We start from the raw sequence: 24281 nt of genomic DNA on the forward strand, positions 1-24281 counted from the left end.
TCATAGACATAAAGGTGTTTGATTTATGGCGGTTTTTTAAGGGTTGCAGAGAAAGATTTACCGTAGAGCCAGCACAAGGTATCTTACGCCGCTGTTTAAAGGAGAATGCCATGACTTCCCAAAAGCCGGGATTGCACCCACGAAATCGCCATCGCAGCCGCTACGACATGAACGCACTGTGCCAGAGTTGTCCGGCGCTGCAGGACTATATTGTCGAGACCCCCGCGGGTGAACCGTCGGTTAACTTTGCCGATCCGCTGGCGGTGAAAACCCTGAACAAGGCGCTGCTGGCGCATTTTTACGGTGTGGCGCACTGGGATATCCCGGAAGGCTTTCTCTGTCCTCCTGTTCCGGGCCGTGCTGATTACGTTCATCACCTTGCCGATCTTCTCGCCGACGATCGTGACGGCGCGATCCCCCAGCAGGCTTCCGTCCTGGATATTGGTACCGGGGCAAACCTGATTTACCCCCTGATTGGCGTGCATGAGTACCACTGGCGCTTTACCGGGAGCGAAATCGGTGCCGAGGCGTTTGCCAGCGCCCAGGCGATAATCAGCGCTAACGCTGGCCTGAGTCGTTCCATTCGTTTGCGTCGCCAGAAGGAGGCGACGTCAATCTTCAACGGCATCATTCACAAAAACGAAAGCTATGACGCCACGATGTGTAATCCGCCATTCCATGATTCGGCGGCAGCGGCCCGTGCAGGCAGCGAGCGCAAACGCCGCAACCTGGGTCAGGCCGAAGATGCCGCGCTGAACTTTGGTGGGCAGCAGCAGGAGCTGTGGTGCGAGGGCGGTGAAGTCGCCTTCATCCTGCGGATGATTGCCGAAAGCAAACAGTTTGGTCGCCAGGTGAAATGGTTCACCACGCTGGTTTCCCGCGGAGATAACCTGCCGCCACTCTACCGGGCCCTCACCGAAGCGGGCGCGGTAAAAGTGGTGAAAAAAGAGATGGCGCAGGGCCAGAAGCAGAGCCGCTTTATTGCCTGGTCGTTTATGGATGACAACAAACGCCGCAAATAAGGTGTCCCGCAGGCCGGGTCAGGCGAAGCCGCCACCCGGCAACACGGCTACAATGTCGGCTCCTGCGGTGGTGGCATCGATGCCGGTGAAGGCAGTACCTGATACGTCTGCACCGGCATCCGCACGTTAGCCAGATCAAAATGTTTTTTCACCATGCTGTCGAGCGCAAAGCGCACCGTCCACTGCTTCAGCGGCTGGGTGGTGAACGACACGCGAAGCGTAAATGCCGTATTCGTCAGCCCGACGATCCCGGCAAATGACGGCTCGCCAATGACCAGGCCGCGAATATCCTCCATCTGCATTAACTCTTCAACGGCGTCCCGCAGCGCCTGCTTCGCTTTGTCCGCATCCTCATGACGATCCACATCGTAGTTCGCCACAACGGAGCCAATGCCGCGCACAAAGTTGGCGAAGGTGGTGATCGATGACCACGGAATAATGTGGTATGCCCCGGTATCCTGACGCACGCCCACCGAACGAATCGACATCCGCTCGACCGTGCCGGTCAGCGGCCCGATGGTTACCAGATCGCCGGTGTTCATTCCGTTCTCAAACTGGATAAAAATGCCGGTAATAATATCCTTCACCAGCGTTTGTGACCCGAAGGAGATCGCCAGTCCCAGCGCACCGGCACCTGCCAGCAGCGGAGCGATGTTTACGCCGATTTCCGACAGCACAATCATGATGGTGATGGTACTGATGATCACCGCCAGCGCATTGCGGAAAAGGGTCAACAGCGTGCGCGCACGGGCGCTGGGGAGCGGTCTGCCGTGAATATCGGACACCAGACGGTTCTCGATAAGGCTCGCCAGCAGCGTCCACCCAACGGCGGAGAAAAACAGAATCAGTGCGATACGAATTAAAATATCAACGGTCTTCTCGCCTGCGCCGTTATGCAGCCAGTTCCAGAAATCAAACAGGTTCCACGCATTCAGCAGCAGCATAATCGCCACGCAGACGGTCAGAATGCGCGCCACCTTGAGGGAGACTGACATCCAGCCGTTCACGCGTTTTTGCAGTTCCGGATAATTACGCTGTACGTGCGGGGACAGGGTGATGGTTTTCGAAATCCAGCGCGACAACAGCCCCGACACAAATGCCGCGATGCCGATAATCGCCAGGCTTTTGAACGTCGCCCCCATCATAAATTTCAGGCTATTACCCGGGTCGAACAGCGAGAAGAAGCACAGCACGATGAAATAAGCGCTTGCCAGCCAGTGCCACACCAGCGCGAAGGCGCGAATGAAGAGGCTGAAGAACGACAAAGAACGATCGGCCAGATGCAGCAGACTCTCCGTGATCGCCTTTTTATTGTGGAAGATAAGGTACAGCGACCAGACGGTAATACAGAGCATGATCAACACGTTCGCCAGCGCGCCAAACTGCACGTTGACCTGGTTGGAGATGATCGGCACCGCAACCAGCAGGCCGTAGCCAATCAGGCCGCTGAGCACGCTGAGCCGAACGGCCCAGTATTTCGCACTGTCGTTACCGATCGTAAACGGGCGGAGTTCAGGCACGCGCGGGCAAAAGATGACGCGCAGTACCGCTTTAAAAAATTCGATGAGGGCAAAGGCATTCAGAAAGAGCGCCTGCTGGAAGGCAATGGTTTTGTTGCCCGTATTGAGACGGTCCGCCAGCACCTGACCCACAAACAGCGTCAACGCCAGCAGCAGTAAATCAATAATAAAGGCTCCGGCGATCATGGCGGGGAGGTGCAGCCAGCTGTTTTTATGCTGGTTCTTTTTTCGGCCCCAGTAGCCCATCTTGCGGTACAGCGGCCAGGCACAGAGGCGTACCAGCCAGTAAAAAAGAAATACCGCGCCCGCCAGCATCAAAAACTGGGTGGCGGCGGCGCTAAAGGTTTGCGGGTTAAATGCCTTATGCGGTGATCCCATCAGGTTGCGAAAGAGCTGGGCAAAGCGTGTGGAGAGCGCTTCACCAAAGCGTCGGCTCACGTCGGTGACGTTTTCCAGCACGGTTTTTTGTTCCTCTACCTGCGGCGGGGTGAGGGTAGGAACGGTCTCCTTTGGCGGCGTGGCGGCGGCTTTACGCAGCTGATCGATTAACTCTTTTCGGGAGGCATCGTTTTCAAGCACGTCGGCAAGTGCGCCGTAAGCCGCTTTTTTTTGTTCAACATCCGGTTCCGGGGGCGGCGTACTTTGCTGGGACGCGGTCGTTCCGGTGGTCACGCCGGGGATCGCCACGGCGAGGGATGGCGCACTAAACAGGCTTATCAACAGCAGCAGGAACCACGGCACGGCGTCCTCCGACAAAATATCGTGCAAAATGATAAGTATAGAGGGCGCGGGGAGGAGGGGAGTTTTTGGGAACAATCTGGCGTAAAAAAGCCGGGCAAGCCCGGCTCAGCGTGAAGCGTAAGATCAGGAGACGTGCTGCAGGAACTCCTGCAAACGCTGGCTCGGCGGATTAGCAATCAGTTCCTGCGGGTTACCGTCTTCCGCGATACGACCTTTATCGATAAAGATCAGGCGGGACGCGACTTTCTCCGCAAAGCCGATTTCGTGGGTCACGATAACCATCGTCATCCCTTCCTCTGCCAGGTCCTGCATGACTTTCAGCACTTCGTGGCGCAGCTCCGGGTCGAGTGCGGACGTTGGCTCATCAAACAGCATCATCTTCGGCTTCACTGCCAGCGCGCGGGCAATCGCGACGCGCTGCTGTTGACCACCGGAGAGCTCGGAAGGGTAGTGGTGCGCACGTTCTGCCAGACCCACTTTTGCCAGCAGATCTTTTGCCAGCGCTTCCGCCGCCGCTTTGCTGACACCGCGCACGCGCAGCGGGCCGAACATCACGTTTTCCAGCGCCGTCAGGTGCGGGAACAGGTAGAACTGCTGGAACACCATGCCCGCTTCCTGACGAATCAGGCGCTCGTCCACTTTCGGGTCATTGACCTTCAGACCGTCGACAATCAGATCGCCGCTGGTGACCTCTTCCAGTTTGTTGATACAGCGCAGCAGAGTGGATTTACCGGAACCGGACGGTCCGATAATGACCACCACTTCACCCTGCGTAATATTCAGATCAATATTGTGCAGCACCTGGGTTGGGCCAAAGTGCTTGGAAACGTTTTTAAATTCAATCACAGGATTTTCATCCTTCTTTCAAGACGACGCAGAACGAAGCTCAGAACCAGAGTAATGATCAGGTAGACAACGGCTACCGCACTCCAGATTTCCAGCGCGCGGAAGTTGCCAGCAATGATCTCCTGCCCCTGACGGGTCAGCTCAGCCACGCCGATAACGATGAACAGCGACGTATCTTTAATACTGATGATCCACTGGTTACCCAGCGGTGGCAGCATGCGACGCAGCGCCAGCGGAAGAATGACGTGGCGGATCGTTTCGCGACGCGAAAGGCCCAGCGCCAGACCCGCTTCACTGAAACCTTTATGAATCGACAGCACCGCACCGCGGGTGATTTCCGCAATGTAGGCGCCCGAGTTGATCATAATGGTCACGACGGCTGCGCTGAACGGATCGATACGCAGGTCGGTGAAGGCCATTGGCAGGGCGAAGTAGATGAACATGACCTGCACGACAATCGGGGTGCCGCGGATCACTTCGATGAAAACCAGTGCGATGTGGTTTGCAATCCAGCCGCCGTAGGTGCGGGCGAAACCGGCGACAAGACCGATAATCAACCCGCCCACCAGACCCAGGACCGAAATCCACAGGGTCATTTTAGCGCCTTCAAGCAAGAGTGGAATGGCAGGCCAGATGGCGCTCCAGTCAAACTGCATGATGTATTCCTGTATACCGTGGTGAAAAACGAAAAATGTAGGCCCGGTAAACGTCAGCGCCACCGGGCGTTACAAACCTGATTTCAGGTGAAATTATTTAGGCTCAGTACCGAACCATTTTTTGTAGATTTCGTTATACGTGCCGTTCTCTTTCAGCGTTTTCAGCGCGCCGTTCACTTTCGTGCGCAGATCGTCGCTGCCTTTCGGGAATGCGATACCGTACTGCTGTGCTTCCAGAGAGTCGCCTACCGCTTTGAACTTGCCGTTACCTGCGGTTTTGATGAAGTACAGGATGTTCGGTGTGTCGTGCAGAACAGCGTCAGCACGGTTGGTGCCGAGTTCCATGTACGCGTTGTCGATGTTCGGGAACTGACGCAGGTCTTTGGTTTTAATGTTCGCTTTTGCGTAATCCACGGAACCGGTACCGCCCTTCACTGCGACAACTTTACCGTCGAGGTCTTTCACGCTTTTGACGTCATTGTTATCGGCTTTGACCATGACCAGCAGACCACTTTTGTAGTAACCGTCAGAGAAGTCGATCGCTTTTTTACGCTCTTCGGTGATGGTGATACCCGCCAGGGCCAGATCAACGTTTTTGGTTTGCAGTGCCGGGATGATGCCGCTGAAGTCCATTGGCTTCAGGGTGTAATCCAGTTTGAGTTCTTTTGCGATAGCGGCCCACAAATCAACATCGAAACCAACGTATTTATCACCCTGTTTGAATTCAAACGGAACGAACGCCGTGTCGGTCGCCACAACCAGTTTGTCGGCAGCCTGAGAGGACACCGCAAAAGCCAGGGTAAGTGCAGCCAGTGAAACTTTTAATACAGACTTCATAGCATTTCCTTTTATATCCACGGGGCGATCCCCTGAGAGAACGACAGGCACAATGAAAAAATCGTGCCAACTTTACAAGCTGTTGTTTTGCAAAGGGGATGGAGTCATGCATTGCACAAAAAACGGGGCAATGATGTTGTGTTGCGCCATGATGGAGCACCATTTTGGTGCGCGTCGTTTGGCTCAACTGACGGGGAGATATTTAGCGTAAATTCTGACGAAAAAACAATCTTCCATTAACGGTTGTGTGAGGTGATTATTACAATTTCTTCACTTTTGCACCGTATCAGGCCAAAAGTGTGCACCATAGATGTGCAAAACCCTCACCGGAAGGCGAGGGTTCGATAGAAAAACCGTATGGATTACTCGATGTTAGATTCGATAAACCACAGGAACTGATCCAGATCGCGGGAGGCGGCGGTGAAGATATCTGCCGTATCCTCATCTTTGGCTTCGCTAATCGCTTTGCGCACGTCATTGGCCACAATCGCGTAACGGTCTGCCAGCTCTTTCAGGTGATCCTGCACGGTATGGATATCCAGCGGGTAGCTTTTCAGTGGCGTTTTACTGTTAATCACCTGCGTGGTACCCAGCGCAACACCACCCAACTGTACGGCACGTTCAGCCATCGTATCGAGGTGTGTCACCAGTGCTGTGCGGAAGCCATCCAGCATTTCATGAACGGCAATAAAGTTTGCACCGCGCATATTCCAGTGGGCCTGTTTGGTGATCAGCGAAAGATCGATGTACTGGATCACCTGGCGATTCAGCAACTCAATGGTCGCTTTTTTGTCGCTATCCGATACATCGTTACGGGTATAAAGCAGATTAGACGCTTTCGTTTTCACCAGTTTAGCGGTACTCATAATCTCATATCCTCTTGATGTTAATGTCCCAGGTAATTACGGAACTAAGTATAGCACCGGATTTTTTCTCTGCGGTCTGGCTGTGCCTATCGGTTTAATAGCAAGAAGGAGGTTGATAATATAATTTACTGATATAAATAGATTATTTCAGAATTGATACAGATCAATCTTAATTGAGGACAGAGAAAACAGGCCTGGCAGGATATTTCGATAATATGACAAAGTATGTAAGAAATTATAACGCCTGACGATCTGGCCTTTATTCTGCATGGCCAGAAAGCCATGCAGAATATATGGCATCAGTTGATGTCGATTTTCTCAACTTTGGGTTCCGGGCGCATGGTGAGCGTTGACCCCATTGAGGCTGCAATAATAGAGCAGAGTGCCAGCGTCTGGGTAAACGTCAGCGTTTCGCCAAGGAATACCATTCCGGAGATTGCCGCCAGGGCAGGCTCCATGCTCATCAGGGTGCCAAAAATGCGTGTCGGCAGACGCGTCAGGGCGATCATCTCCAGAGAATAGGGGAGCGCCGTTGAGAGCACTGCGACCGCCAGCCCAATGGGCATAACTGACCATTGCCAGATAGACGCCGTGGCCTGCGCCATACCGATCGGCACAAAAACGATAGCCGCAATCACGGAACCCAGGGCGACCGTTGCCGGGCCATGTTCTTCGCCAGCGCGCTGCCCGGTGAGGATATAAACGGCCCAGCAGGCACCGGCTCCGAGAGCCAGCGCGGCACCCGTAAGATCAATCTCAGTGACATTCTGGCCGAGCGGCAACAGGAACCATAAGCCCAGCACCGCTAATACGACCCAGATAAAATCCACCGGACGACGGGAAGAGAAAAGTGCCACCGCCAGCGGACCGGTAAACTCCAGTGCGACGGCGATCCCGAGGGGGATGGTCTGGATGGAGAGGTAGAACATATAGTTCATCGCCCCAAGGGACAGACCATAAAACAGCAGGGGGAGACGTTGCTCTTTTTTGAAGCGCAGACGCCAGGGTTTGAAAATGGCAACCAGTATCGCCGTGCCCAGCACGATACGCAGGGCCGTCACCCCGGGTGCCCCTACCAGTGGAAAGAGCGATTTTGCCAGCGAGGCACCGCTTTGAATGGACAACATGGCAATGAGTATGACTGCTACCGGCAACCAGACCGACGACGTGCGGGATAACCCAGGCATCCTTTCTCCTGTCAGCTTCTGTCAAATGAAGTAAAGGTTGCAGTGTAAAGGAAATATACAGCGACGGTTGAGACTCTGTTGAAAAAAAAGCCCCATGAAATCCGTAAAATGGTTAACTACTGCTGGATTAATCGTCTTAAAGATTAGGAATAATCTGGATGAATGTAACAGCACAGACGCGCAATATGGGCGTTTTGTAGGAAAAATCGCATGTGATTTGAAAGAGTTAGCTGAGGTTGGAAACGTTCTGTTACAGGAAAGACCTCGTTAGACATCACGAATCACAAAGAGTTTCGCAAAATTTTTTGATATATTTAAAACTTACGGACTTACTTGAAGCACATTTGAGGTGGTTATGAAAAAAATTGCATGTCTTTCAGCACTGGCCGCTGTACTGGCTGTTTCCGCAGGTACCGCTGTAGCGGCTACTTCTACTGTAACCGGTGGTTACGCTCAGAGCGATATGCAGGGCGTAATGAACAAAACTAACGGTTTCAACCTGAAGTATCGTTACGAGCAGGATAACAACCCGCTGGGCGTGATCGGTTCTTTCACCTACACCGAGAAAGATCGTACTGAAAACGGCGCGTACAACAAAGGCCAGTACTACGGTATCACTGCTGGTCCAGCTTACCGTCTGAATGACTGGGCAAGCATCTACGGTGTTGTAGGTGTTGGCTACGGTAAATTCCAGCAGACCGAAAACCAGGGTCTGAACCGCACTGCAAGCACCAGCGACTACGGCTTCTCCTATGGCGCAGGCCTGCAGATCAACCCAATCCAGGACGTTGCTCTGGACTTCTCCTATGAGCAGAGCCGTATCCGCAACGTTGACGTTGGCACCTGGATCGCGGGCGTAGGTTACCGCTTCTAATCACTCCGGTGATCGAATAAAAAATCCGCCCAATGTGGCGGATTTTTTTTTGTTTGTTCCCTCTCCATGTGGGAGAGGGTGAGGGTGAGGGCATCAGTCTGACGGCAGAAATCACTTACTCTTAATATCAAAAATATCCGTACCCAGATGGTTATAGTCAACTTTCTGTAACTTGAAGTTGGTAACGTACACTGGGGGCGCTTTCTTGTTGGAGATAAACGGATACGCATTTTTTATCTCTTCGGCTTTAATCCCCGTCCACTGAGAGAAGAACTGCAGGAAATCATTCGCCGAACGGCGCGCTTTAATCACGCGATGCGTTTTATCATCACTCGACAGCACCATAAACGGTACCTGGAAGTTCTGCTGGAACTTGTCGTCATGGGCCAGGTATTGCACTTCTTTGCCACGCTCTTTAAACGCCAGCCCGTGATCCGAGAAATAGACCACAGAGAAACTGTCGCCCGTATTGCGCAGCTGATCGTACAGCTTGCTGAGCAGGTCGTCGGTTTGCGTCATGGTGTAGAGATAACAAGAGGTCTCTTTGGACTGCACGAAATCCGCGTATTTCCCGTCAGTGCGATCGCAGGCCTGGGGGTGTGAGCCCATCAGGTGAAGGACAATCAGCTGAGGCTGGGTGCGTGGGGTGGCAAACACCTGCGCCGTCATTTTCAGCAACGCTTCGTCTTTCGTATTTTTGTCGGCCTCAAAGTCACCGCTCTTCAGGAACTGCACTTCGTCAGCACGCTTCGCGATACTGGCGATGGCCGTATCGTATTCGCCAATTTGCCCCTGATTAGAGAACCACCATGTCTGGAAACCTGCGCGGTTTGCCAGGGTAACAAAGTTATCCTGGTACTGGGGTTTGCCCTCTACCACACGGTTTAGCGTCAGACCCAGCGATTTCTGCGTCGAGCCACTGGCCGCGACATAATCAGTAAACAGGGTGCCATTGACCGAGCTGGCAAACGGCGTGTTATTCCAGTGTCCGCCGAATGCGCCCATTGCGTCGCGACGGGCACTCTCGCCGATCACTACCACGTAGGTATGGTATTTCGGCTTCACCGCCAGCACGTTCCAGGTGTCTTTCTTATTGGAAAGTTCAGCCATGCGGGCCTGCTCGTCGAGCACTTCTCTGTTATTCACGACAACGTCTTTCACGAAGCGGAAAACCGGATAGCCTACGTTAATGAGCCTTAACTTACCGTCCCAGGGAATATTCTGGATGGGGGCGACGAACGCCACGGCAATACTGAATACCAGACAGAGAATTTCGATCTTGCCCCAGGATTTTTCCTCAACTGACTGACGGCGGAGGGCAATAATCCCCAGCGCGAAGATAAAGAGCCCTACCACGTAACTGTACCACGGGAAGATGGTCAGGATCTCCGTCGACTCTTCCATATTGGTCGAGTGTAGCGCGAGCAGGGTATTAAAGTTTGGCGAGCCATAAGCCTGGCCAAACGGGAAATAGAGGGCAGCGACCAGCGAACAGATTCCAATCAGCGTTTTTTGCACGCGCGGAGCGGCCCGCCACAGCACATGCAGAATGCAGGTGAACGCCACCGCATACAGCAGGCTGAAGGGATAGCCGAGTGCAAAGTTAATCAGCAATGACTGCAAAAAATAAAACGCCGTCCACGGGCTTAAGGCCCGGCTACGGGTAACGACAGAATCTATCAGGGTTAAATTCATAGGTCACTATCATGGATAAAAACGCCATGTGCTCACCCTGGCGTCAAGGGTCATAACCTGCCTGACAGTGCGTAGAAAGGGAATGAGGGTCCGCTTCAGCGAGCCGCAAATAGTGCAGGGCTGCAAGAAGATAGTGCGAGCGCAAAATAATAGCAACAGTTGCTCAACAGATGTTTTGCGAAGAGGATTGCAAATCCGTAAAAAAGATCGGGAATAGGGCGGCCGGAAGCCAGTTTACAGCAGGAATGTGACGCAGAGATGAAGCGGCGTACCGCAACGCCGCTTAGTGGGAAGGTTTGTCGTCCTGATGCGGTTTGTTGTTAAACATATCGCACAGCATGTTCAACAGCATCAAGCGCACTTTAAAGGGAGAGTGGGTAAACACGGTCATACACCTCTTGAATTCGTTCATAAGACCTCCTGATTTTTGATCCCTTCGATCCGTGAAGGGTGACTGCATTACATACAGATATAGCACAGGCTATATTGTATAGCTATGGCTATTTCGTTAATTTTTTGTGCTTGCAGAGGGATGGTTTACAATGTGCGCTCTCGATACCGGGCGCTGGAAGCGTCACCCCACTGAGGAAGTACAATGAACCGTCGCGCAGGTAAGCCAACAATCAGAAAAACGACGCAGCTGGTGAATGTTGAAGAACATGTCGAAGGGTTTCGCCAGGTCCGTGAAGCGCACCGTCGTGAACTGATTGATGACTATGTTGAGCTGATTTCCGATCTGATCCGTGAAGTCGGGGAAGCGCGGCAGGTCGATATGGCCGCCAGACTGGGGGTATCACAGCCGACAGTGGCTAAAATGTTAAAACGTCTGGCTTCGGTGGGCTTAATTGAAATGATCCCCTGGCGCGGTGTATTTCTGACGCCGGAAGGGGAGAAGCTTGCGCAGGAGAGCCGCGAGCGTCACCAGTTGGTCGAGAACTTTTTACTGGTACTGGGCGTTAGCCCGGAGATTGCCCGCCGGGATGCGGAAGGAATGGAGCACCACGTAAGTGAAGAGACGCTGGTGAAGTTTCGTGAATTTACCCTTAAATACGGTCCCTCCGCTGAATGAAAATCCCCGGACTGCATGCCCTGGCACGCGATCGTTTCTTCCATCTCTTATTAATCATTGGCGCAGGGTTAAGCCTCTTTGTGCCGTTTGCGCCCCGCGCCTGGGTTGCCGCCATTGACTGGCGCACCATCATTACCCTGAGTGGGTTAATGATGCTGACCAAAGGGGTTGAGCTGAGCGGCTATTTTGACGTGCTGGGCCGTAAAATGGTGCGCCGTTTTGCCACCGAGCGCAGGCTGGCGCTGTTTATGGTCTTCTCCGCTGCGGTGCTGTCGACGTTTCTGACCAACGATGTGGCACTGTTTATCATCGTGCCCCTCACGCTGACGCTACGCAGGCTTTGCGAGATCCCGGTCAGCCGGCTGATCATCTTTGAAGCGCTGGCCGTGAACGCCGGTTCTCTGTTGACCCCTATCGGCAACCCGCAAAATATCCTGCTCTGGGGGCGGTCCGGCCTGTCGTTTGCCGCCTTTACCTGGCAGATGGCCCCGCTGGCACTGGTGATGATGCTGTCGCTACTGGCGGTATGCTGGTTTGCTTTTCCGGATAAAAAACTGCAGTACCATAGCGGAACCGCGGGCCCGCAGTGGCAGCCGCGTCTGGTCTGGAGCTGCCTCGGGTTGTACATCGTCTTTCTCATCGCGCTGGAACTGAAGGTTGAGCTGGCGGGTGTGCTGCTGGTCGCCGCAGGCTTTGTCGTGCTGGCACGCCGGGTGCTGGTGAGCGTGGACTGGACGCTGCTGCTGGTCTTTATGGCGATGTTTATTGATGTGCATCTTCTTATCCAGCTTCCGGTGCTGCAAAACGTGTTGCACAGCGTCAGCACGCTGTCTCAGCCGGGTCTGTGGCTGACGGCCATTGGCCTGTCGCAGTTTATCAGCAACGTGCCTTCCACCATTCTGCTGCTCAACTATGTTCCGCCTGACACCCTTCTGGCCTGGGCGGTGAACATTGGCGGGTTTGGGCTGCTGCCCGGCTCGCTGGCAAACCTCATTGCCCTGCGTATGGCCAGCGATCGTCGTATCTGGTGGCGCTTCCATCTCTGGTCCCTCCCCATGCTGGTGTGGGCTGCGGCGATCGGTTTCGGATTATTCCTTCTCATATAGTGCGCAATTTGTCAGTTTTTCCTGGCAAACGTATAGCAACGTCCTAGCTTTAGTGAACGGCATAGTGTGATGCCGCTCACTGACAGGACCGTTGCTGAACTATGGCTGAAGATCAAAAAACGCCTGCTGACGAGCAGGAAAACAACAATAATGAACGTAAGCGACCGGGCAAAAAACCGTTAATTATCCTCGGCATTGTCGTGGTAGTGATGGTTGTCGTGGCGCTGGTCTGGTGGTTTTTAACCCGTAACGAAGAGACAACTGACGACGCCTTTACCGATGGCGATGTGGTGACGATTGCCCCCAAAACGGCGGGCTATGTCACCGGGCTGCACGTGCGCGATAACCAGCGCGTTAAAAAAGGCGATCTGCTGGTGGTTATCGATCCACGCGATACCACCGCCCAGCGCGATCAGGCTCAGGCTCAGCTTGGACTGGCTATCGCGCAGCTCCATCAGGCCCAGGCGCAGCTGGCGCTCTCAAAAGTGCAGTATCCTGCCCAGCGTGACGAAGCGAAAGCGCAGGTACTGAAAGCGCAGGCCGATCTGGCGAACGCGCAGGCGGAGTACCGTCGTCAACGCGGCGTCGACCCGCGGGCGACCACGCAACAAAGTATTGATTCTGCGAACGCACAGCTGCGCAGCGCGCAGGCTGCACTGGCCAGCGCCCAGGCGCAGCTGGAAGTGGCGGAGCAGGTTCAACTGCAAATTCGCCAGCAGGAAACCAACGTTGAAGCACGTGAGCGTCAGGTCGAGCAGGCGAAAGCGCAGCTCGAAACGGCCAATCTGAATCTCTCCTACACCGAAGTCCGTGCCCCGTTCGACGGCTTTGTCACCAAACGCAACGTGCAGCCCGGGACGCTGGTGCAGGCGGGCACCGCGCTGTTCTCACTGGTTTCCCCTAACGTATGGGTGGTGGCGAACTTTAAAGAGTCCCAGCTTGAACGCATGAAGCCCGGCGATAAGGTCACCGTCTCCGTGGATGCGTGGCCGGATATGGAACTTGAGGGCCACGTCGACAGTATTCAGCAGGGCAGTGGCTCACGCTTCTCCGCTTTCCCGGCAGAAAATGCCACCGGCAACTTCGTCAAAATTGTGCAGCGCGTGCCGGTGAAAATCGTGATTGATAAGGGACTCGACCCGAATAAACCGCTGCCGCTGGGGCTGTCGGTGGCGCCGAAGGTGACAGTGGAATGACGGATCATAGCCACGACAGCTGGAAACCCGCCAGTAACCCGTGGGCGGTGGCGATTGTGGTCACCCTGGCGGTGTTTATGGAAATTCTGGACACCACCATCGTTAACGTGGCGCTGCCGCACGTCGCGGGTTCGCTCTCCTCCAGCTATGACGAATCGACCTGGGTTTTAACCAGCTATCTGGTGGCGAACGGCATCGTGCTGCCCATCTCGGCGTTTCTGAGCCGGGTGTTTGGCCGCAAGCAGTTCTTCTTAATCTGCATTGTGATGTTCACCGTCTGTTCGTTCCTGTGCGGGATCGCCACCGAGCTGTGGCAGATCATCCTGTTCCGCGTGATGCAGGGCTTCTTTGGCGGCGGGTTGCAGCCTACCCAGCAGTCGGTGCTGCTCGACTACTTCAAGCCGGAGGACCGGGGCAAAGCGTTTGGTCTCTCCTCTATTGCGATTATCGTTGCGCCGGTGCTCGGCCCCACGCTCGGCGGCTGGATCACCGACAACTACTCCTGGCGCTGGGTGTTCTTTATCAACATCCCGGTGGGGATCGTCACGGTACTGGCGATCTATCAGCTGCTGGAAGATCCGCCGTGGGAGAGTAAATCGAAAGAGAAGCTAACCATCGACTGGACGGGGATCGGGCTGATCGCCTTAGGGCTCGGTTGTTTGCAGGTGATGCTGGACCGGGGAGAGGATGAAGACTGGTTCTACTCAAACTTTATCCGCACTTTCGCCGTGCTGACGCTGATCGGTATCATCGGCGCGATCTACTGGCTGGTGTATGCCAGAAAGCCGGTGGTGGATCTGTACTGCCTGAAAGACCGCAACTTCGCGATCTCCAGCCTGTTAATGGCTGGGATGGCGATGATTTTATACGGCAGCTCGGTGGTGATCCCGCAGCTGGCGCAGCAGGATCTGGGCTATACCGCCACCTGGTCCGGGCTGGTGCTGTCGCCCGGCGCGGTGCTGATTGTACTCACCATCCCGCTGGTGCTGAAGCTCATGCCGGTGGTGCAGACGCGCTGGATTATCGCCTTTGGCTTTACCTGCCTGGCGGTCTCGTTCTTCTGGTCACGTACGCTGACGCCGGATATCGACTTCGAAACTCTGGTGCTGTTCCGCAGCGCTCAGTCGATTGGGCTGGGGTTCCTGTTTGTGCCGCTCACCACGATTGCCTTCATCTCGATACCGAGACGGCTCAACGCCGACGCGGCGGCGCTGTTTACCATGTTCCGCAACGTGGCGGGCTCGATTGGGATTTCGCTCTCGACGGCGGCCATTACCGAGCGCTCGCAGGCCCATAGCGCGCATCTGGCGTATCACGCTTCGCCGTTTAACGAGCAGTTTCAGCAGGCGATACGCGAAAGCGCCCAGGCGATCCAGAACTTCACGACTCAGGTGGGTGACCCAACCGGCATTGCCACCGGGCGGATGTACCAGACCATGATCGAGCAGTCGCGCTTCCTGGCCTACATCGACGTCTTCACCCTGCTGAGCGTGGTGGCCTTGTTACTGATTCCGTTTTGTTTGTTGCTCTCGCCGGTTAAGAGCGAGGGGAGTGCAGGAGCACATTGATGATACACAGACGTTTACACCCTCTGATGATAATGCTGCTGCTGGCTGGCTGTGCCGTGGGACCGGATTACCAGCCACCCGCGCCGCCGGCCGTCACGCACTGGAACGATAAGGGCGACAGCGGCGTGAAATCGCAAACCATCTCCGCTGCGACCAACCCGCGCTGGTGGAAAACCTTCGGCTCGCCGCAGCTCGATAGCCTCGTTGAACGGGCTATTGCCGGAAACCTGACCCTGCAGCAAACGGTGCTACGCATTGCCGGGGCACGTGAACAGATTAATCAGGCAGGCGGAGCATTTTTCCCGTCGGTTAATGGCAATCTACAGGCGACGCGCCAACAGCTCGGGCTGGAAGGCGAGCTGAAATCCCACGGCGTGTATGACCAGCTGGATAATGTCGATCCAGCCCTGCGGGGCGCGTTAGGCCCGCTGACGCAGCCGATCAACCTCTACCAGGGCAGTTTCGACGCCCAGTGGGAAATTGACCTGTGGGGCAAGGTGCGCCGTCAGGTGGAAGCCGCGGAAGCCCAGCAGAAGGCGGCTATCGAGCAGCGTAACGACGCGCTGGTGTCGCTGGAAGCGGAAGTGGCGCGGGCGTGGCTACAGCTGCGCGGCGCGCAGAGTATTATCGCCACCCTGAATACCCAGATTGAGAGCGCGCAGCAGACGCTGGATCTCACTGAAAGCCGCCAGCGCGGCGGGCTCTCGCCACAGATGGACGTAGAAAATGCCCGGGCGCAGCTGGGAAATCTGGAAGCGCAACTGCCGCAATATCAGGCGCAGGCGCGGCAGGCGATGAACGGCCTGGCAATCCTCCTCGGCAAGCCGCCGGGCGCTTTGGATGCCGAACTCCAGTCAGCGCAGCCAATGCCTGCGCTGCCGGATATCGTGCAAACGGGCATTCCGTCCACGCTGGCGCGCCGTCGTCCGGACGTGCGTGAGGCGGAGGCGAATCTTCATGCCGCCACGGCGCAAATCGGCGTCTCGGTGGCCGAGCTGTTCCCGAGCTTTACCCTCTCCGGGCAGTTTGGCCTGCGTAATAGCGAAACCAACTGGCTGACCGACTGGAGCAGCCATTTCTACAGCTTCGGTCCACAGGTTTCTATTCCGATTTTCCAGGGCGGACGACTGGTCTCCAGCGTGAAGGTGGCGCGCGCGCAGCAGGGGGCTGCGGTGCTGGACTATCGGCAGACGGTGCTCACCGCGCTCGGCGATGTTGAAAATGCGCTGGTCAGCTACCGCACCGACCAGCAACGTGAAGCGGGCCTCGCAAAAACGATCGACGCCCTGCAAAACGCCTTTGACTTAGCCAGCGACAGCTATCGACAGGGCATCGCCAGCTTTATCGACGTACTGGATGCCCAGCGTCAGCTCGCCCAGGCTCAGCAGCAGCGCGCTCAGGCGCAGGTGCAAAGCGCGCTCGATCTGGTGGCGCTCTACAAGGCGCTTGGCGGCGGCTGGGAGCCGTATCAGCAGGTGCAGCTCCCGGATTACAGCGTCTTTGGCGAAGCCCCGCGCGGATAAATTCAGAGGATTGGGCAAGAAACGGACAGGAACGCCACATTCGCGATGACAGAGGGGCGGGTATAACTAACTGGCACCCATTCGACATGTGAGGAATGACTTATGCGTTATCAAAAACTGGGCAACACCGGTCTGTTTGTTTCTGAACTCTGCCTCGGGACCATGACCTTCGGCGGGGAAGGCGGCATGTGGGGCAAGATTGGCCAGCTGCAGCAGAGCGAAGCCGAACAGCTGGTGGGCCGCGCGCTGGATGCCGGGATCAACTTTATCGACACCGCCGACGTTTACTCGGAAGGGCGCTCGGAGGAGATCACCGGCCAGGCGCTGAAGAACCTGAAAATTCCGCGGGAGAACGTGGTGGTCGCGACCAAAGTGTTCGGTGAAACCGGCACCGCGGGCGTGAACTCGCGCGGCAGCTCGCGATATCACATCATCGGCAGCGTGAAGGAGAGTCTGCGCCGCCTGCAGCTGGATCATATCGATCTCTACCAGCTGCACGGCTTTGACCCTGCCACCCCCATTGAAGAGACGCTCCGTGCGCTGGATACCCTGGTACAGCACGGCCACGTGCGCTATATCGGCGTCTCGAACTGGGCAGCGTGGCAGATTGCCAAAGCGCTTGGCATCTCCGAGCGTCTGGGGCTGGCACGCTTCGCGTCGTTGCAGGCGTATTACACCATCGCCGGGCGCGATCTTGAGCGCGAGCTGGTGCCGATGATGCAGAGCGAAGGCGTCGGGCTGATGGTCTGGAGCCCGCTGGCGGGCGGTCTGCTGAGCGGGAAATACGATCGCAACGGGCAGAGTGAATCGGGCGGGCGCCGTCTGGAGTTTGACTTCCCGCCGGTCAATAAAGATCGCGCCTTCGACTGCGTGGATGTAATGCGCACGATTGCCGAAAGCAAAGGCGTCTCCGTCGCGCAGATCGCGCTGGCGTGGCTGCTTCACCAGAAAGCGGTAACCAGCGTGATCGTGGGCGCGAAACGCGTCGATCAGTTGAATGACAATATCGCCGCAACCGGGATCCGCTTAAGCGAAGACGAGCTTAAACAGCTTGATGCCGTCAGCGCGTTGCCAGGGGAATACCCGGGCTGGATGCTTGAGCGCCAGGGGGAATATCGTCGTAACCAGTTAGTGCAGCTTTAACCGTCCTCTCCCCGGTGGCGCTTCGCTTACCGGGGCTACTTTCCGTAGGCATTATTTCAATCCATCTCACAAAAAACGATCCTCCCCTTTGATCCCCTTTTCATCTTCGCCTATATGACTAGTCATGAAATTTAAAATGACTAGTCATATAGGGAGAGAGCATGAATACATCGCTGCCAGCCAATTTTTTATGGGGCAACTCGGTCTCCAGCATGCAGACGGAAGGGGCATGGAACGAGGGCGGAAAGGGCATGTCGGTCTACGACATTCGTGAAGCCGGAGAAAATATCTCCGACTGGAAAGTGGCGACCGACTCCTACCACCGCTACAGGGAAGATTTCGACCTGATGCAGGATCTGGGCATGAACTGCTACCGCTTTCAGATCTCATGGAGCCGTGTCTGCCCGCAGGGCGATGGCGCGTTCAACGACGAGGGGATCGCCTTTTACGACCGCTTTATTGACGATCTTATCGCGCGCGGCATCGAGCCGATGATCTGCCTCTATCACTTCGATATGCCGTTGGCGCTGGCGCAGGAGTACAACGGATTTAACGATCGCCGCGTGATGGAGGCCTTTATCCGCTACGGCAAGAAGATGATCGACTGCTTTGGCGACCGGGTGAAGTACTGGCTGACCTTCAACGAGCAGAACATTTTCCATATGCCGGAAGCCTTCCGCATTTCCGGTTACCTGAAAGGGGAGCAAACCCTTCGCGAGCTCTATGAGTTACAGCACCATGCGATGGTGGCGCATATGTCGCTGACCGAGTATCTGCACCAGACCAAACCGGGCCAGCTGATGGGCGGCATGCTGGCGCACCAGCTGATTTACCCGGCCACCTGCAAACCGCGCGATATCTTCTGCGCCCAGCAGTACGATGAATTCCTCAACCAGAACCTGCTGCGCGTTTTTGCGGGTCAGGGTTACAGCCCGGCGGTGATGGCGGTGGTGGAGCAGGAAGGCTTTGGCAATATCTACCGCGACGAAGATTTAGCGCTGCTGGCGCGTACCAAAAACGACTTTATGGCCTTCAGCTATTACGCCAGCAAAACGCTGGACAGCGATGCCATCCCGGAAGGCACGCCGGTCAACTATTACCTGCTACACGGTGAGAAAAATAACCCGTACCTGAAAGCCACCGAGTGGAACTGGCAGATCGACCCTATGGGCTTTCGCACCATCATCACCCGCTACGCCAACGACTGGCGGATGCCGGTCTTCCCGATTGAAAACGGTATTGGCGTGATTGAGTCCTGGGACGGCGTCAACCCGATTGAGGACACCTACCGCATCGACTACCACCGGGCGCATATCGACTCAATGAAAGCGGCGATGTTCGAAGATGGCGCAGAGGTCATCGGCTACCTCGGCTGGGGGTTAATCGACATTCTCAGCTCCCAGGGCGACATGCGTAAGCGCTACGGCGTGGTCTACGTCAACCGAGAAAACCACGACCTGAAAGACCTGAAGCGCGTGCCGAAGAAAAGCTACGCCTGGCTGAAACAGGTCATTCATACCAACGGACGCGAGATGTAAGCCGTACGCTGCCGGGCCGTTTTTGTGACTGATTGATGGGAACTATCCGCTATGTCTGAAACAAAAATCACACCGCATATGCAGTCCTTTGTCGATAAATTTGTTGAGTTCTCGGCGCGCCTGGCAAACCAGGTGCACCTGCGCTCCCTGCGCGATGCCTTCGCCACGGTGATGCCGATTTTCATCCTCGCCGGTCTGGCGGTGCTGGTGAACAACGTGGTGTTCCCGTGGATTTTTGACGGCGACACGCTCACGCAGTTTAAGGTCTGGGGGGAGGCGATAATCAACGGCACGCTGAATATCGCCGCGCTGCTGCTGGCCCCGATGATTGCCTGGTCGCTGGCGCGCAATAAAGATTTCGACAATCCGGTCTCGGCAGTGGTTATCGCCGTCAGCAGTTTTATCATCATGATGCCGATGCGCCTGCAGTTGACGCCCGTCGGCAGCGAGACCACGGTGAACGTCACTCAGGTACTGACGTTCGCCAATATCGGCTCTACCGGGATTTTTGCCGGAGTGCTGATCGGGCTACTCTCAACGGAGCTGTTTATTGCCATTTCGCGGCTCAAGGCGCTGCACATTTCGCTGGGGGAAAATGTGCCTCCGGCGGTGAGTAAATCCTTTACAGCGCTGATCCCAACCATTCTGACATTGTCAGTATTTGCCGTGCTGGCAGCACTGCTGGCAAACGTGCTGCACACGGACCTGATCCATCTCATCACGACCTTTATCCAGCAGCCGCTGCGGCTGATCAACACCAGCTTGCCGGGAACGATTTTTATCTACAGCTTCGGTAACTTCCTGTTCACGCTCGGGATTCATCAGTCGGTGGTCAACAGCGTGGTACTGGAACCGTTCCTGCTGATCAACACCAACGAGAACATGCTGGCCTTTGCCAATGGCCAGCCCATCCCGCATATCATCAACAACATCTTCGTACCGACGTTTGGCATGGTGGGCGGGACGGGCAGCACCATTTCGCTGCTGATCGCCATCTTTATCTTCTCCCGGCAGAAGTCGGCGAAGCAGGTGGCGCGCCTGTCGCTGGCGCCCGGTTTATTCAACATCAACGAGCCGGTGATTTTTGGCCTGCCGATTGTCTTTAACCTGCCGCTGATGATCCCGTTTGTGCTGTTGCCCGCGATTGGCATTTACGTTGCCTGGCTCTGCACCACGCTGGGGTTAATGTCGCGCTGCGTGGTGATGATCCCGTGGACCACGCCGCCGATTCTGAGCGCCTGGCTGGCCACGGCAGGGGACTGGCGGGCGGTGGTGGTGCAGTTGGCAATCATTGTTTTTGGTGTATTCTTCTACCTGCCTTTCCTCAAGATTGCCGAGCGAGTGGCGTTGAAAAACAGCGGGATAGAAAACTAACTGAAAGGAAGGACGATGGCGGCGAAGTACATCACCATAGCGCGGGAAATTAAAAAACGCATTATCAGCCAGCAGTACGCCGCCAATGAACCACTTCCGGACCAGTTTGCGCTGGCGGCGGAGTTCAGCACCAGCCGGATGACCATCCAGCAGGCGATGCGCCAGCTGATTGTCGAAGGTCTGGTTTATACCCGTCAGGGGCAGGGCACCTTTATCCGCAAAAACTTCCTTCAGCTTTCCCAGTGGGATCTCTCCGGCAGCGACTATTTTGGTGCCACCAAAACCTGGGAACATCTGGGTACGGTCACGAGCCAGGTGGTGCATTTTGAACTGCGCTTCCCGAACGAGAAAGAGCAGGCGTCGCTGATGATTAATGCCGATGCGCCGGTCTATGATTTTATTCGCCTGCGTTTATTAAACGGTGAACCGATGTCGCTGGATTCAACGGTAATGCCGATGACCCTGGTGCCCGGCCTGACGAAAAGCCATCTTGACGGTTCGGTGTTTCAGTATGTTCAGGAGACGCTGGGGCTGAAAATTATGGGGTCATACAGGGTGGTGCGGGCGCTAAAACCCAATGCGCTGGACAGGCAACATCTGGTCTGCGAGGAAACCGATCCGGTGCTGGAGGTGGAGCAGGTCATTTATCTGGAAGATGGCACGCCGCTGGAATATGCCCACTGCCACTATCGGTACGACCACGGCGGGATAGTTATCGTGAATAACGGGTAAAAAAAAGCGGGCATCGAAGCCCGCTTTTTTAATGCTCGTTATTAGTTCAAACGCACCGGCATACCGGAGCGGTTCTGCACGGCCTGGTCAACGATGGTCGTTTCCACGTCAGGCTGAGAGGTCACCGCCTGCACCGCGCTGTTCAGCGTCACAGGGACGACTTCGTTGTTGTTGATCTGGTCTTCGCTGGTAGACAGCGGGTTGTGCACTTCAATGTAACGGCTACCGTCTGGCTCAGTGGTCGCTTTTACCGGTTCGTTAATGAACTGCACGCGCGTACCGACCGGCACGTTTTCGAACAGGAACTTGATGTCGTCGTTACGCAGACGCACGCAGCCGTGGCTTACGCGCAGGCCGATACCGAAGTTGGCGTTGGTGCCATGAATGGCGTACAGACGGCCAATGTACAGCGCGTACAGACCCATCGGGTTATCCGGGCCGGCTGGCACAACGGCTGGCAGCGGTTCGCCGGCAGCGATGTATTCTGCGTGCATTTTGGCGGTAGGGGTCCAGGTTGGGCCCGCTTTCTTACGCTCAACTTTGGTGGTCCAGTTCATTGGGGTGTCTTTACCCAGCTGGCCGATGCCGATTGGCAGCACGATAACGGTGTTGGTGCCTTTCGGGTAGTAATACAGACGCATTTCGGCGCTGTTAATGACGATACCTTCATGAACGGTATCCGGCAGGATCAGCTGCTGAGGAATATTCAGTACGGTACCCGCTTTTGGCAGATACGGGTCAACGCCCGGGTTTGCTTCCAGCATGTTAGACAGGCCCAGCTGGTACTGTGCGGCGAAATACTCCAGCGGCTGAGAGTTACCTTCTGGTACCGTCACCACCTGGTTTTCGCCCACCAGACGGCTTCCGTCTGTCGGCAGGGGATACGTCACCGCAGACGCGGTCTTACAAAAACCTACTACGGCTAACGCCGCCGCAAAAAGCGTTGTTAATTTCATGTTCATGTTGTGCGAGGTATCTAAGCCATTCAGGCGATGAGTTGATAAGTCTGAATCTATGATGGGAGCGCATTATATGTGCATTCCCGCTCGCAGGGAATTCAGATGTGTACGAAATCACATTTTTTTCGATTTTGTTAAAGTTTAGTGGATTGCCGCAACACGGGATCTCAATTCGGAATTGTGGCATAATGCCGTGTTTATCACACTTTTCGCAGGAATCTCCCCGTGTTAGTTACCAGCAACGTCACTATGCAGTTTGGCAGTAAGCCGCTGTTCGAAAACATTTCCGTCAAATTTGGCGGCGGCAACCGTTACGGCCTGATTGGTGCCAACGGTAGCGGAAAATCCACCTTTATGAAGATCCTCGGCGGCGACCTGGAGCCGACGCTTGGCAACGTGTCGCTCGATCCGAACGAGCGCATCGGTAAGCTGCGTCAGGATCAGTTCGCCTTCGAAGAGTTCACCGTGCTGGACACCGTGATCATGGGGCACGCGGAGCTGTGGGAAGTGAAGCAGGAGCGCGATCGCATTTACGCCCTGGCTGAAATGAGCGAAGAGGACGGCTACAAAGTGGCCGAACTGGAAACGCATTACGGCGAGATGGATGGCTATTCAGCTGAAGCGCGTGCGGGCGAGCTGCTGCTGGGCGTGGGCATTCCTGTTGAACAGCATTACGGCCCGATGAGTGAAGTCGCGCCAGGCTGGAAGCTGCGTGTCCTGCTGGCGCAGGCGCTGTTCTCTAACCCGGACATCCTGCTTCTCGACGAACCAACGAACAACCTGGACATCGACACCATCCGCTGGCTGGAGCAGACGCTGAACGACCGCGACAGCACCATGATCATCATTTCGCACGACCGTCACTTCCTGAACATGGTCTGTACGCACATGGCGGATCTGGACTACGGCGAGCTGCGCGTGTACCCGGGCAACTACGACGAATACATGACGGCTGCGACCCAGGCGCGTGAACGCCTGCTGGCCGACAACGCCAAGAAGAAAGCGCAGATTGCGGACCTGCAATCCTTCGTCAGCCGCTTCAGCGCGAACGCCTCTAAGTCTCGTCAGGCGACGTCCCGCGCCCGTCAGATCGACAAAATCAAGCTGGAAGAAGTCAAAGCTTCCAGCCGTCAGAACCCGTTCATCCGCTTCGAGCAGGACAAGAAACTGTTCCGTAACGCGCTGGAAGTGGAAGCCCTTACCAAAGGCTTCGATGAAGGTCCGCTGTTTAAAAACTTCAACCTGCTGCTGGAAGTGGGCGAGAAGATTGCCATTCTGGGGGCCAACGGCGTGGGTAAATCCACCATGCTGAAAACTCTGGTGGGTGAACTGCAGCCGGACAATGGCACCGTGAAGTGGTCAGAAAACGCGCAGATTGGTTACTACGCGCAGGACCATGAATACGAGTTCGAAAACGACCTGACCGTCTTTGACTGGATGAGCCAGTGGAAGCAGGAAGGCGACGACGAGCAGGCGGTGCGTAGCATTCTGGGTCGTCTGCTGTTCAGCCAGGACGACATCAAAAAGCCGGCGAAAGTGCTGTCCGGTGGTGAAAAGGGTCGCATGCTGTTCGGCAAGCTGATGATGGAAAAACCCAATATCCTGGTAATGGACGAACCGACTAACCACCTGGATATGGAATCTATCGAATCGCTGAACATGGCGCTGGAGATGTATCAGGGCACGCTGATCTTCGTCTCTCACGACCGTGAATTCGTCAGCTCGCTGGCGACCCGCGTGATCGAAATTACGCCAGAGCGCGTGGTGGACTTCACCGGTAACTACGAAGATTACCTGCGCAGCAAAGGTATCGAGAGTTAAAAAAAGCC

21 protein-coding genes are annotated in these 24281 nt (G+C 55.6%); 12 read left to right on the plus strand and 9 right to left on the minus strand.

The features are described from left to right. Window positions 1-110 precede the first annotated feature (110 nt). Entirely contained in the window at window positions 111-1022 is a 912-nt protein-coding gene (gene rlmF, locus ACOTXR_RS01095) for a 23S rRNA (adenine(1618)-N(6))-methyltransferase RlmF (protein WP_014883105.1), read from the plus strand. 47 nt (window positions 1023-1069) lie between these two features. Here the strand turns inward: rlmF and ybiO are convergent, their stop codons facing one another. From ybiO to rhtA, 6 genes are all read right to left on the minus strand, one after another. Next, a complete protein-coding gene (gene ybiO, locus ACOTXR_RS01100) occupies window positions 1070-3283 on the minus strand; it encodes a mechanosensitive channel protein (protein WP_058690456.1) in 2214 nt (737 codons plus the stop codon). 123 nt (window positions 3284-3406) lie between these two features. Beyond that, complete coding sequence (gene glnQ, locus ACOTXR_RS01105; RefSeq protein WP_058690455.1) at window positions 3407-4129, minus strand: glutamine ABC transporter ATP-binding protein GlnQ; 723 nt, start codon at window positions 4127-4129, stop codon at window positions 3407-3409. Then, complete coding sequence (gene glnP / locus ACOTXR_RS01110) at window positions 4126-4785, minus strand: glutamine ABC transporter permease GlnP (protein ID WP_003858462.1); 660 nt, start codon at window positions 4783-4785, stop codon at window positions 4126-4128. The genes glnQ and glnP overlap by 4 nt, the downstream gene beginning before the upstream one ends. Before the next feature lie 93 nt (window positions 4786-4878). Next, window positions 4879-5622, minus strand: coding sequence for a glutamine ABC transporter substrate-binding protein GlnH (gene glnH / locus ACOTXR_RS01115; RefSeq protein WP_014883108.1), 744 nt, complete (start codon window positions 5620-5622; stop codon window positions 4879-4881). Window positions 5623-5984: 362 nt separating this feature from the next. Continuing rightward, a complete protein-coding gene (dps, locus tag ACOTXR_RS01120) occupies window positions 5985-6488 on the minus strand; it encodes a DNA starvation/stationary phase protection protein Dps (protein ID WP_058690454.1) in 504 nt (167 codons plus the stop codon). Window positions 6489-6787: 299 nt separating this feature from the next. Beyond that, window positions 6788-7675, minus strand: a complete 888-nt coding sequence (gene rhtA, locus ACOTXR_RS01125) for a threonine/homoserine exporter RhtA (protein ID WP_014883109.1) — start codon at window positions 7673-7675, stop codon at window positions 6788-6790. Between the two features lie 355 nt (window positions 7676-8030). Between rhtA and ompX the strand changes: the two genes are divergently transcribed. Beyond that, entirely contained in the window at window positions 8031-8549 is a 519-nt protein-coding gene (ompX, locus tag ACOTXR_RS01130; protein ID WP_421766969.1) for an outer membrane protein OmpX, read from the plus strand. A 111-nt stretch (window positions 8550-8660) separates the two neighbouring features. Here ompX and ACOTXR_RS01135 read toward each other — a convergent pair whose 3' ends face one another. Then, window positions 8661-10244, minus strand: a complete 1584-nt coding sequence (locus tag ACOTXR_RS01135; RefSeq protein ID WP_058690453.1) for a phosphoethanolamine transferase — start codon at window positions 10242-10244, stop codon at window positions 8661-8663. A gap of 283 nt (window positions 10245-10527) precedes the next feature. Then, a complete protein-coding gene (mntS, locus tag ACOTXR_RS01140; RefSeq protein WP_014831181.1) occupies window positions 10528-10656 on the minus strand; it encodes a manganase accumulation protein MntS in 129 nt (42 codons plus the stop codon). A 183-nt stretch (window positions 10657-10839) separates the two neighbouring features. Here mntS and mntR point away from each other — a divergent pair, with 183 nt between their 5' ends. From mntR to ACOTXR_RS01185, 9 genes are all read left to right on the plus strand, one after another. Then, window positions 10840-11313 (plus strand): manganese-binding transcriptional regulator MntR, encoded by a 474-nt coding sequence (gene mntR / locus ACOTXR_RS01145; RefSeq protein WP_014169260.1) that lies wholly within the window; start codon window positions 10840-10842, stop codon window positions 11311-11313. Further along, entirely contained in the window at window positions 11310-12419 is a 1110-nt protein-coding gene (locus ACOTXR_RS01150; protein ID WP_023332471.1) for an anion transporter, read from the plus strand. Before mntR ends, ACOTXR_RS01150 begins: the two co-directional genes overlap by 4 nt. A 101-nt stretch (window positions 12420-12520) precedes the next feature. Continuing rightward, window positions 12521-13615: an HlyD family secretion protein gene (locus tag ACOTXR_RS01155; protein ID WP_014883112.1), complete on the plus strand. Its 1095-nt coding sequence runs from the start codon at window positions 12521-12523 to the stop codon at window positions 13613-13615. Then, window positions 13612-15183 (plus strand): DHA2 family efflux MFS transporter permease subunit, encoded by a 1572-nt coding sequence (locus ACOTXR_RS01160; RefSeq protein ID WP_023332472.1) that lies wholly within the window; start codon window positions 13612-13614, stop codon window positions 15181-15183. The genes ACOTXR_RS01155 and ACOTXR_RS01160 overlap by 4 nt, the downstream gene beginning before the upstream one ends. Then, window positions 15183-16706: an efflux transporter outer membrane subunit gene (locus ACOTXR_RS01165; protein WP_058690452.1), complete on the plus strand. Its 1524-nt coding sequence runs from the start codon at window positions 15183-15185 to the stop codon at window positions 16704-16706. Before ACOTXR_RS01160 ends, ACOTXR_RS01165 begins: the two co-directional genes overlap by 1 nt. A gap of 102 nt (window positions 16707-16808) precedes the next feature. After that, window positions 16809-17849 carry an aldo/keto reductase gene (locus ACOTXR_RS01170; protein WP_058690451.1) on the plus strand — a complete coding sequence of 347 codons (1041 nt, stop codon included), beginning with the start codon at window positions 16809-16811 and terminating at the stop codon, window positions 17847-17849. A gap of 161 nt (window positions 17850-18010) precedes the next feature. Beyond that, entirely contained in the window at window positions 18011-19387 is a 1377-nt protein-coding gene (locus ACOTXR_RS01175; protein WP_058690450.1) for a glycoside hydrolase family 1 protein, read from the plus strand. A gap of 51 nt (window positions 19388-19438) precedes the next feature. After that, window positions 19439-20761: a PTS sugar transporter subunit IIC gene (locus tag ACOTXR_RS01180; protein WP_014883117.1), complete on the plus strand. Its 1323-nt coding sequence runs from the start codon at window positions 19439-19441 to the stop codon at window positions 20759-20761. Window positions 20762-20776: 15 nt separating this feature from the next. Continuing rightward, the gene (locus ACOTXR_RS01185) at window positions 20777-21493 is read left to right on the plus strand and encodes a GntR family transcriptional regulator (RefSeq protein WP_014883118.1); all 717 of its coding nucleotides are present in this window, start codon (window positions 20777-20779) and stop codon (window positions 21491-21493) included. Between the two features lie 41 nt (window positions 21494-21534). On the opposite strand, the gene ldtB is transcribed toward ACOTXR_RS01185, so the two are convergent. Beyond that, complete coding sequence (gene ldtB / locus ACOTXR_RS01190) at window positions 21535-22455, minus strand: L,D-transpeptidase (protein ID WP_014883119.1); 921 nt, start codon at window positions 22453-22455, stop codon at window positions 21535-21537. 222 nt (window positions 22456-22677) lie between these two features. Between ldtB and ACOTXR_RS01195 the strand changes: the two genes are divergently transcribed. Beyond that, complete coding sequence (locus tag ACOTXR_RS01195; protein WP_014883120.1) at window positions 22678-24273, plus strand: ABC-F family ATPase; 1596 nt, start codon at window positions 22678-22680, stop codon at window positions 24271-24273. Window positions 24274-24281 lie beyond the last annotated feature (8 nt).

The sequence above is a fragment of the Enterobacter cloacae complex sp. IR53030 genome (assembly GCF_049238365.1).
Taxonomy (GTDB): domain Bacteria; phylum Pseudomonadota; class Gammaproteobacteria; order Enterobacterales; family Enterobacteriaceae; genus Enterobacter; species Enterobacter kobei.

Bases quoted from the DNA above. Each gene is read 5' to 3' on its own strand.
- ACOTXR_RS01155 (WP_014883112.1), top strand. From the start codon at position 12,521: ATGGCTGAAGATCAAAAAACGCCTGCTGACGAGCAGGAAAACAACAAT.
- ACOTXR_RS01175 (WP_058690450.1), top strand. From the start codon at position 18,011: ATGAATACATCGCTGCCAGCCAATTTTTTATGGGGCAACTCGGTCTCC.
- rlmF (WP_014883105.1), top strand. From the start codon at position 111: ATGACTTCCCAAAAGCCGGGATTGCACCCACGAAATCGCCATCGCAGC.
- ompX (WP_421766969.1), top strand. From the start codon at position 8,031: ATGAAAAAAATTGCATGTCTTTCAGCACTGGCCGCTGTACTGGCTGTT.
- ACOTXR_RS01135 (WP_058690453.1), bottom strand. From the start codon at position 10,244: ATGAATTTAACCCTGATAGATTCTGTCGTTACCCGTAGCCGGGCCTTA.
- ACOTXR_RS01170 (WP_058690451.1), top strand. From the start codon at position 16,809: ATGCGTTATCAAAAACTGGGCAACACCGGTCTGTTTGTTTCTGAACTC.
- mntS (WP_014831181.1), bottom strand. From the start codon at position 10,656: ATGAACGAATTCAAGAGGTGTATGACCGTGTTTACCCACTCTCCCTTT.
- ACOTXR_RS01165 (WP_058690452.1), top strand. From the start codon at position 15,183: ATGATACACAGACGTTTACACCCTCTGATGATAATGCTGCTGCTGGCT.
- mntR (WP_014169260.1), top strand. From the start codon at position 10,840: ATGAACCGTCGCGCAGGTAAGCCAACAATCAGAAAAACGACGCAGCTG.
- ACOTXR_RS01160 (WP_023332472.1), top strand. From the start codon at position 13,612: ATGACGGATCATAGCCACGACAGCTGGAAACCCGCCAGTAACCCGTGG.
- ldtB (WP_014883119.1), bottom strand. From the start codon at position 22,455: ATGAACATGAAATTAACAACGCTTTTTGCGGCGGCGTTAGCCGTAGTA.
- ACOTXR_RS01185 (WP_014883118.1), top strand. From the start codon at position 20,777: ATGGCGGCGAAGTACATCACCATAGCGCGGGAAATTAAAAAACGCATT.
- ACOTXR_RS01150 (WP_023332471.1), top strand. From the start codon at position 11,310: ATGAAAATCCCCGGACTGCATGCCCTGGCACGCGATCGTTTCTTCCAT.
- dps (WP_058690454.1), bottom strand. From the start codon at position 6,488: ATGAGTACCGCTAAACTGGTGAAAACGAAAGCGTCTAATCTGCTTTAT.
- glnH (WP_014883108.1), bottom strand. From the start codon at position 5,622: ATGAAGTCTGTATTAAAAGTTTCACTGGCTGCACTTACCCTGGCTTTT.
- rhtA (WP_014883109.1), bottom strand. From the start codon at position 7,675: ATGCCTGGGTTATCCCGCACGTCGTCGGTCTGGTTGCCGGTAGCAGTC.
- glnP (WP_003858462.1), bottom strand. From the start codon at position 4,785: ATGCAGTTTGACTGGAGCGCCATCTGGCCTGCCATTCCACTCTTGCTT.
- ACOTXR_RS01180 (WP_014883117.1), top strand. From the start codon at position 19,439: ATGTCTGAAACAAAAATCACACCGCATATGCAGTCCTTTGTCGATAAA.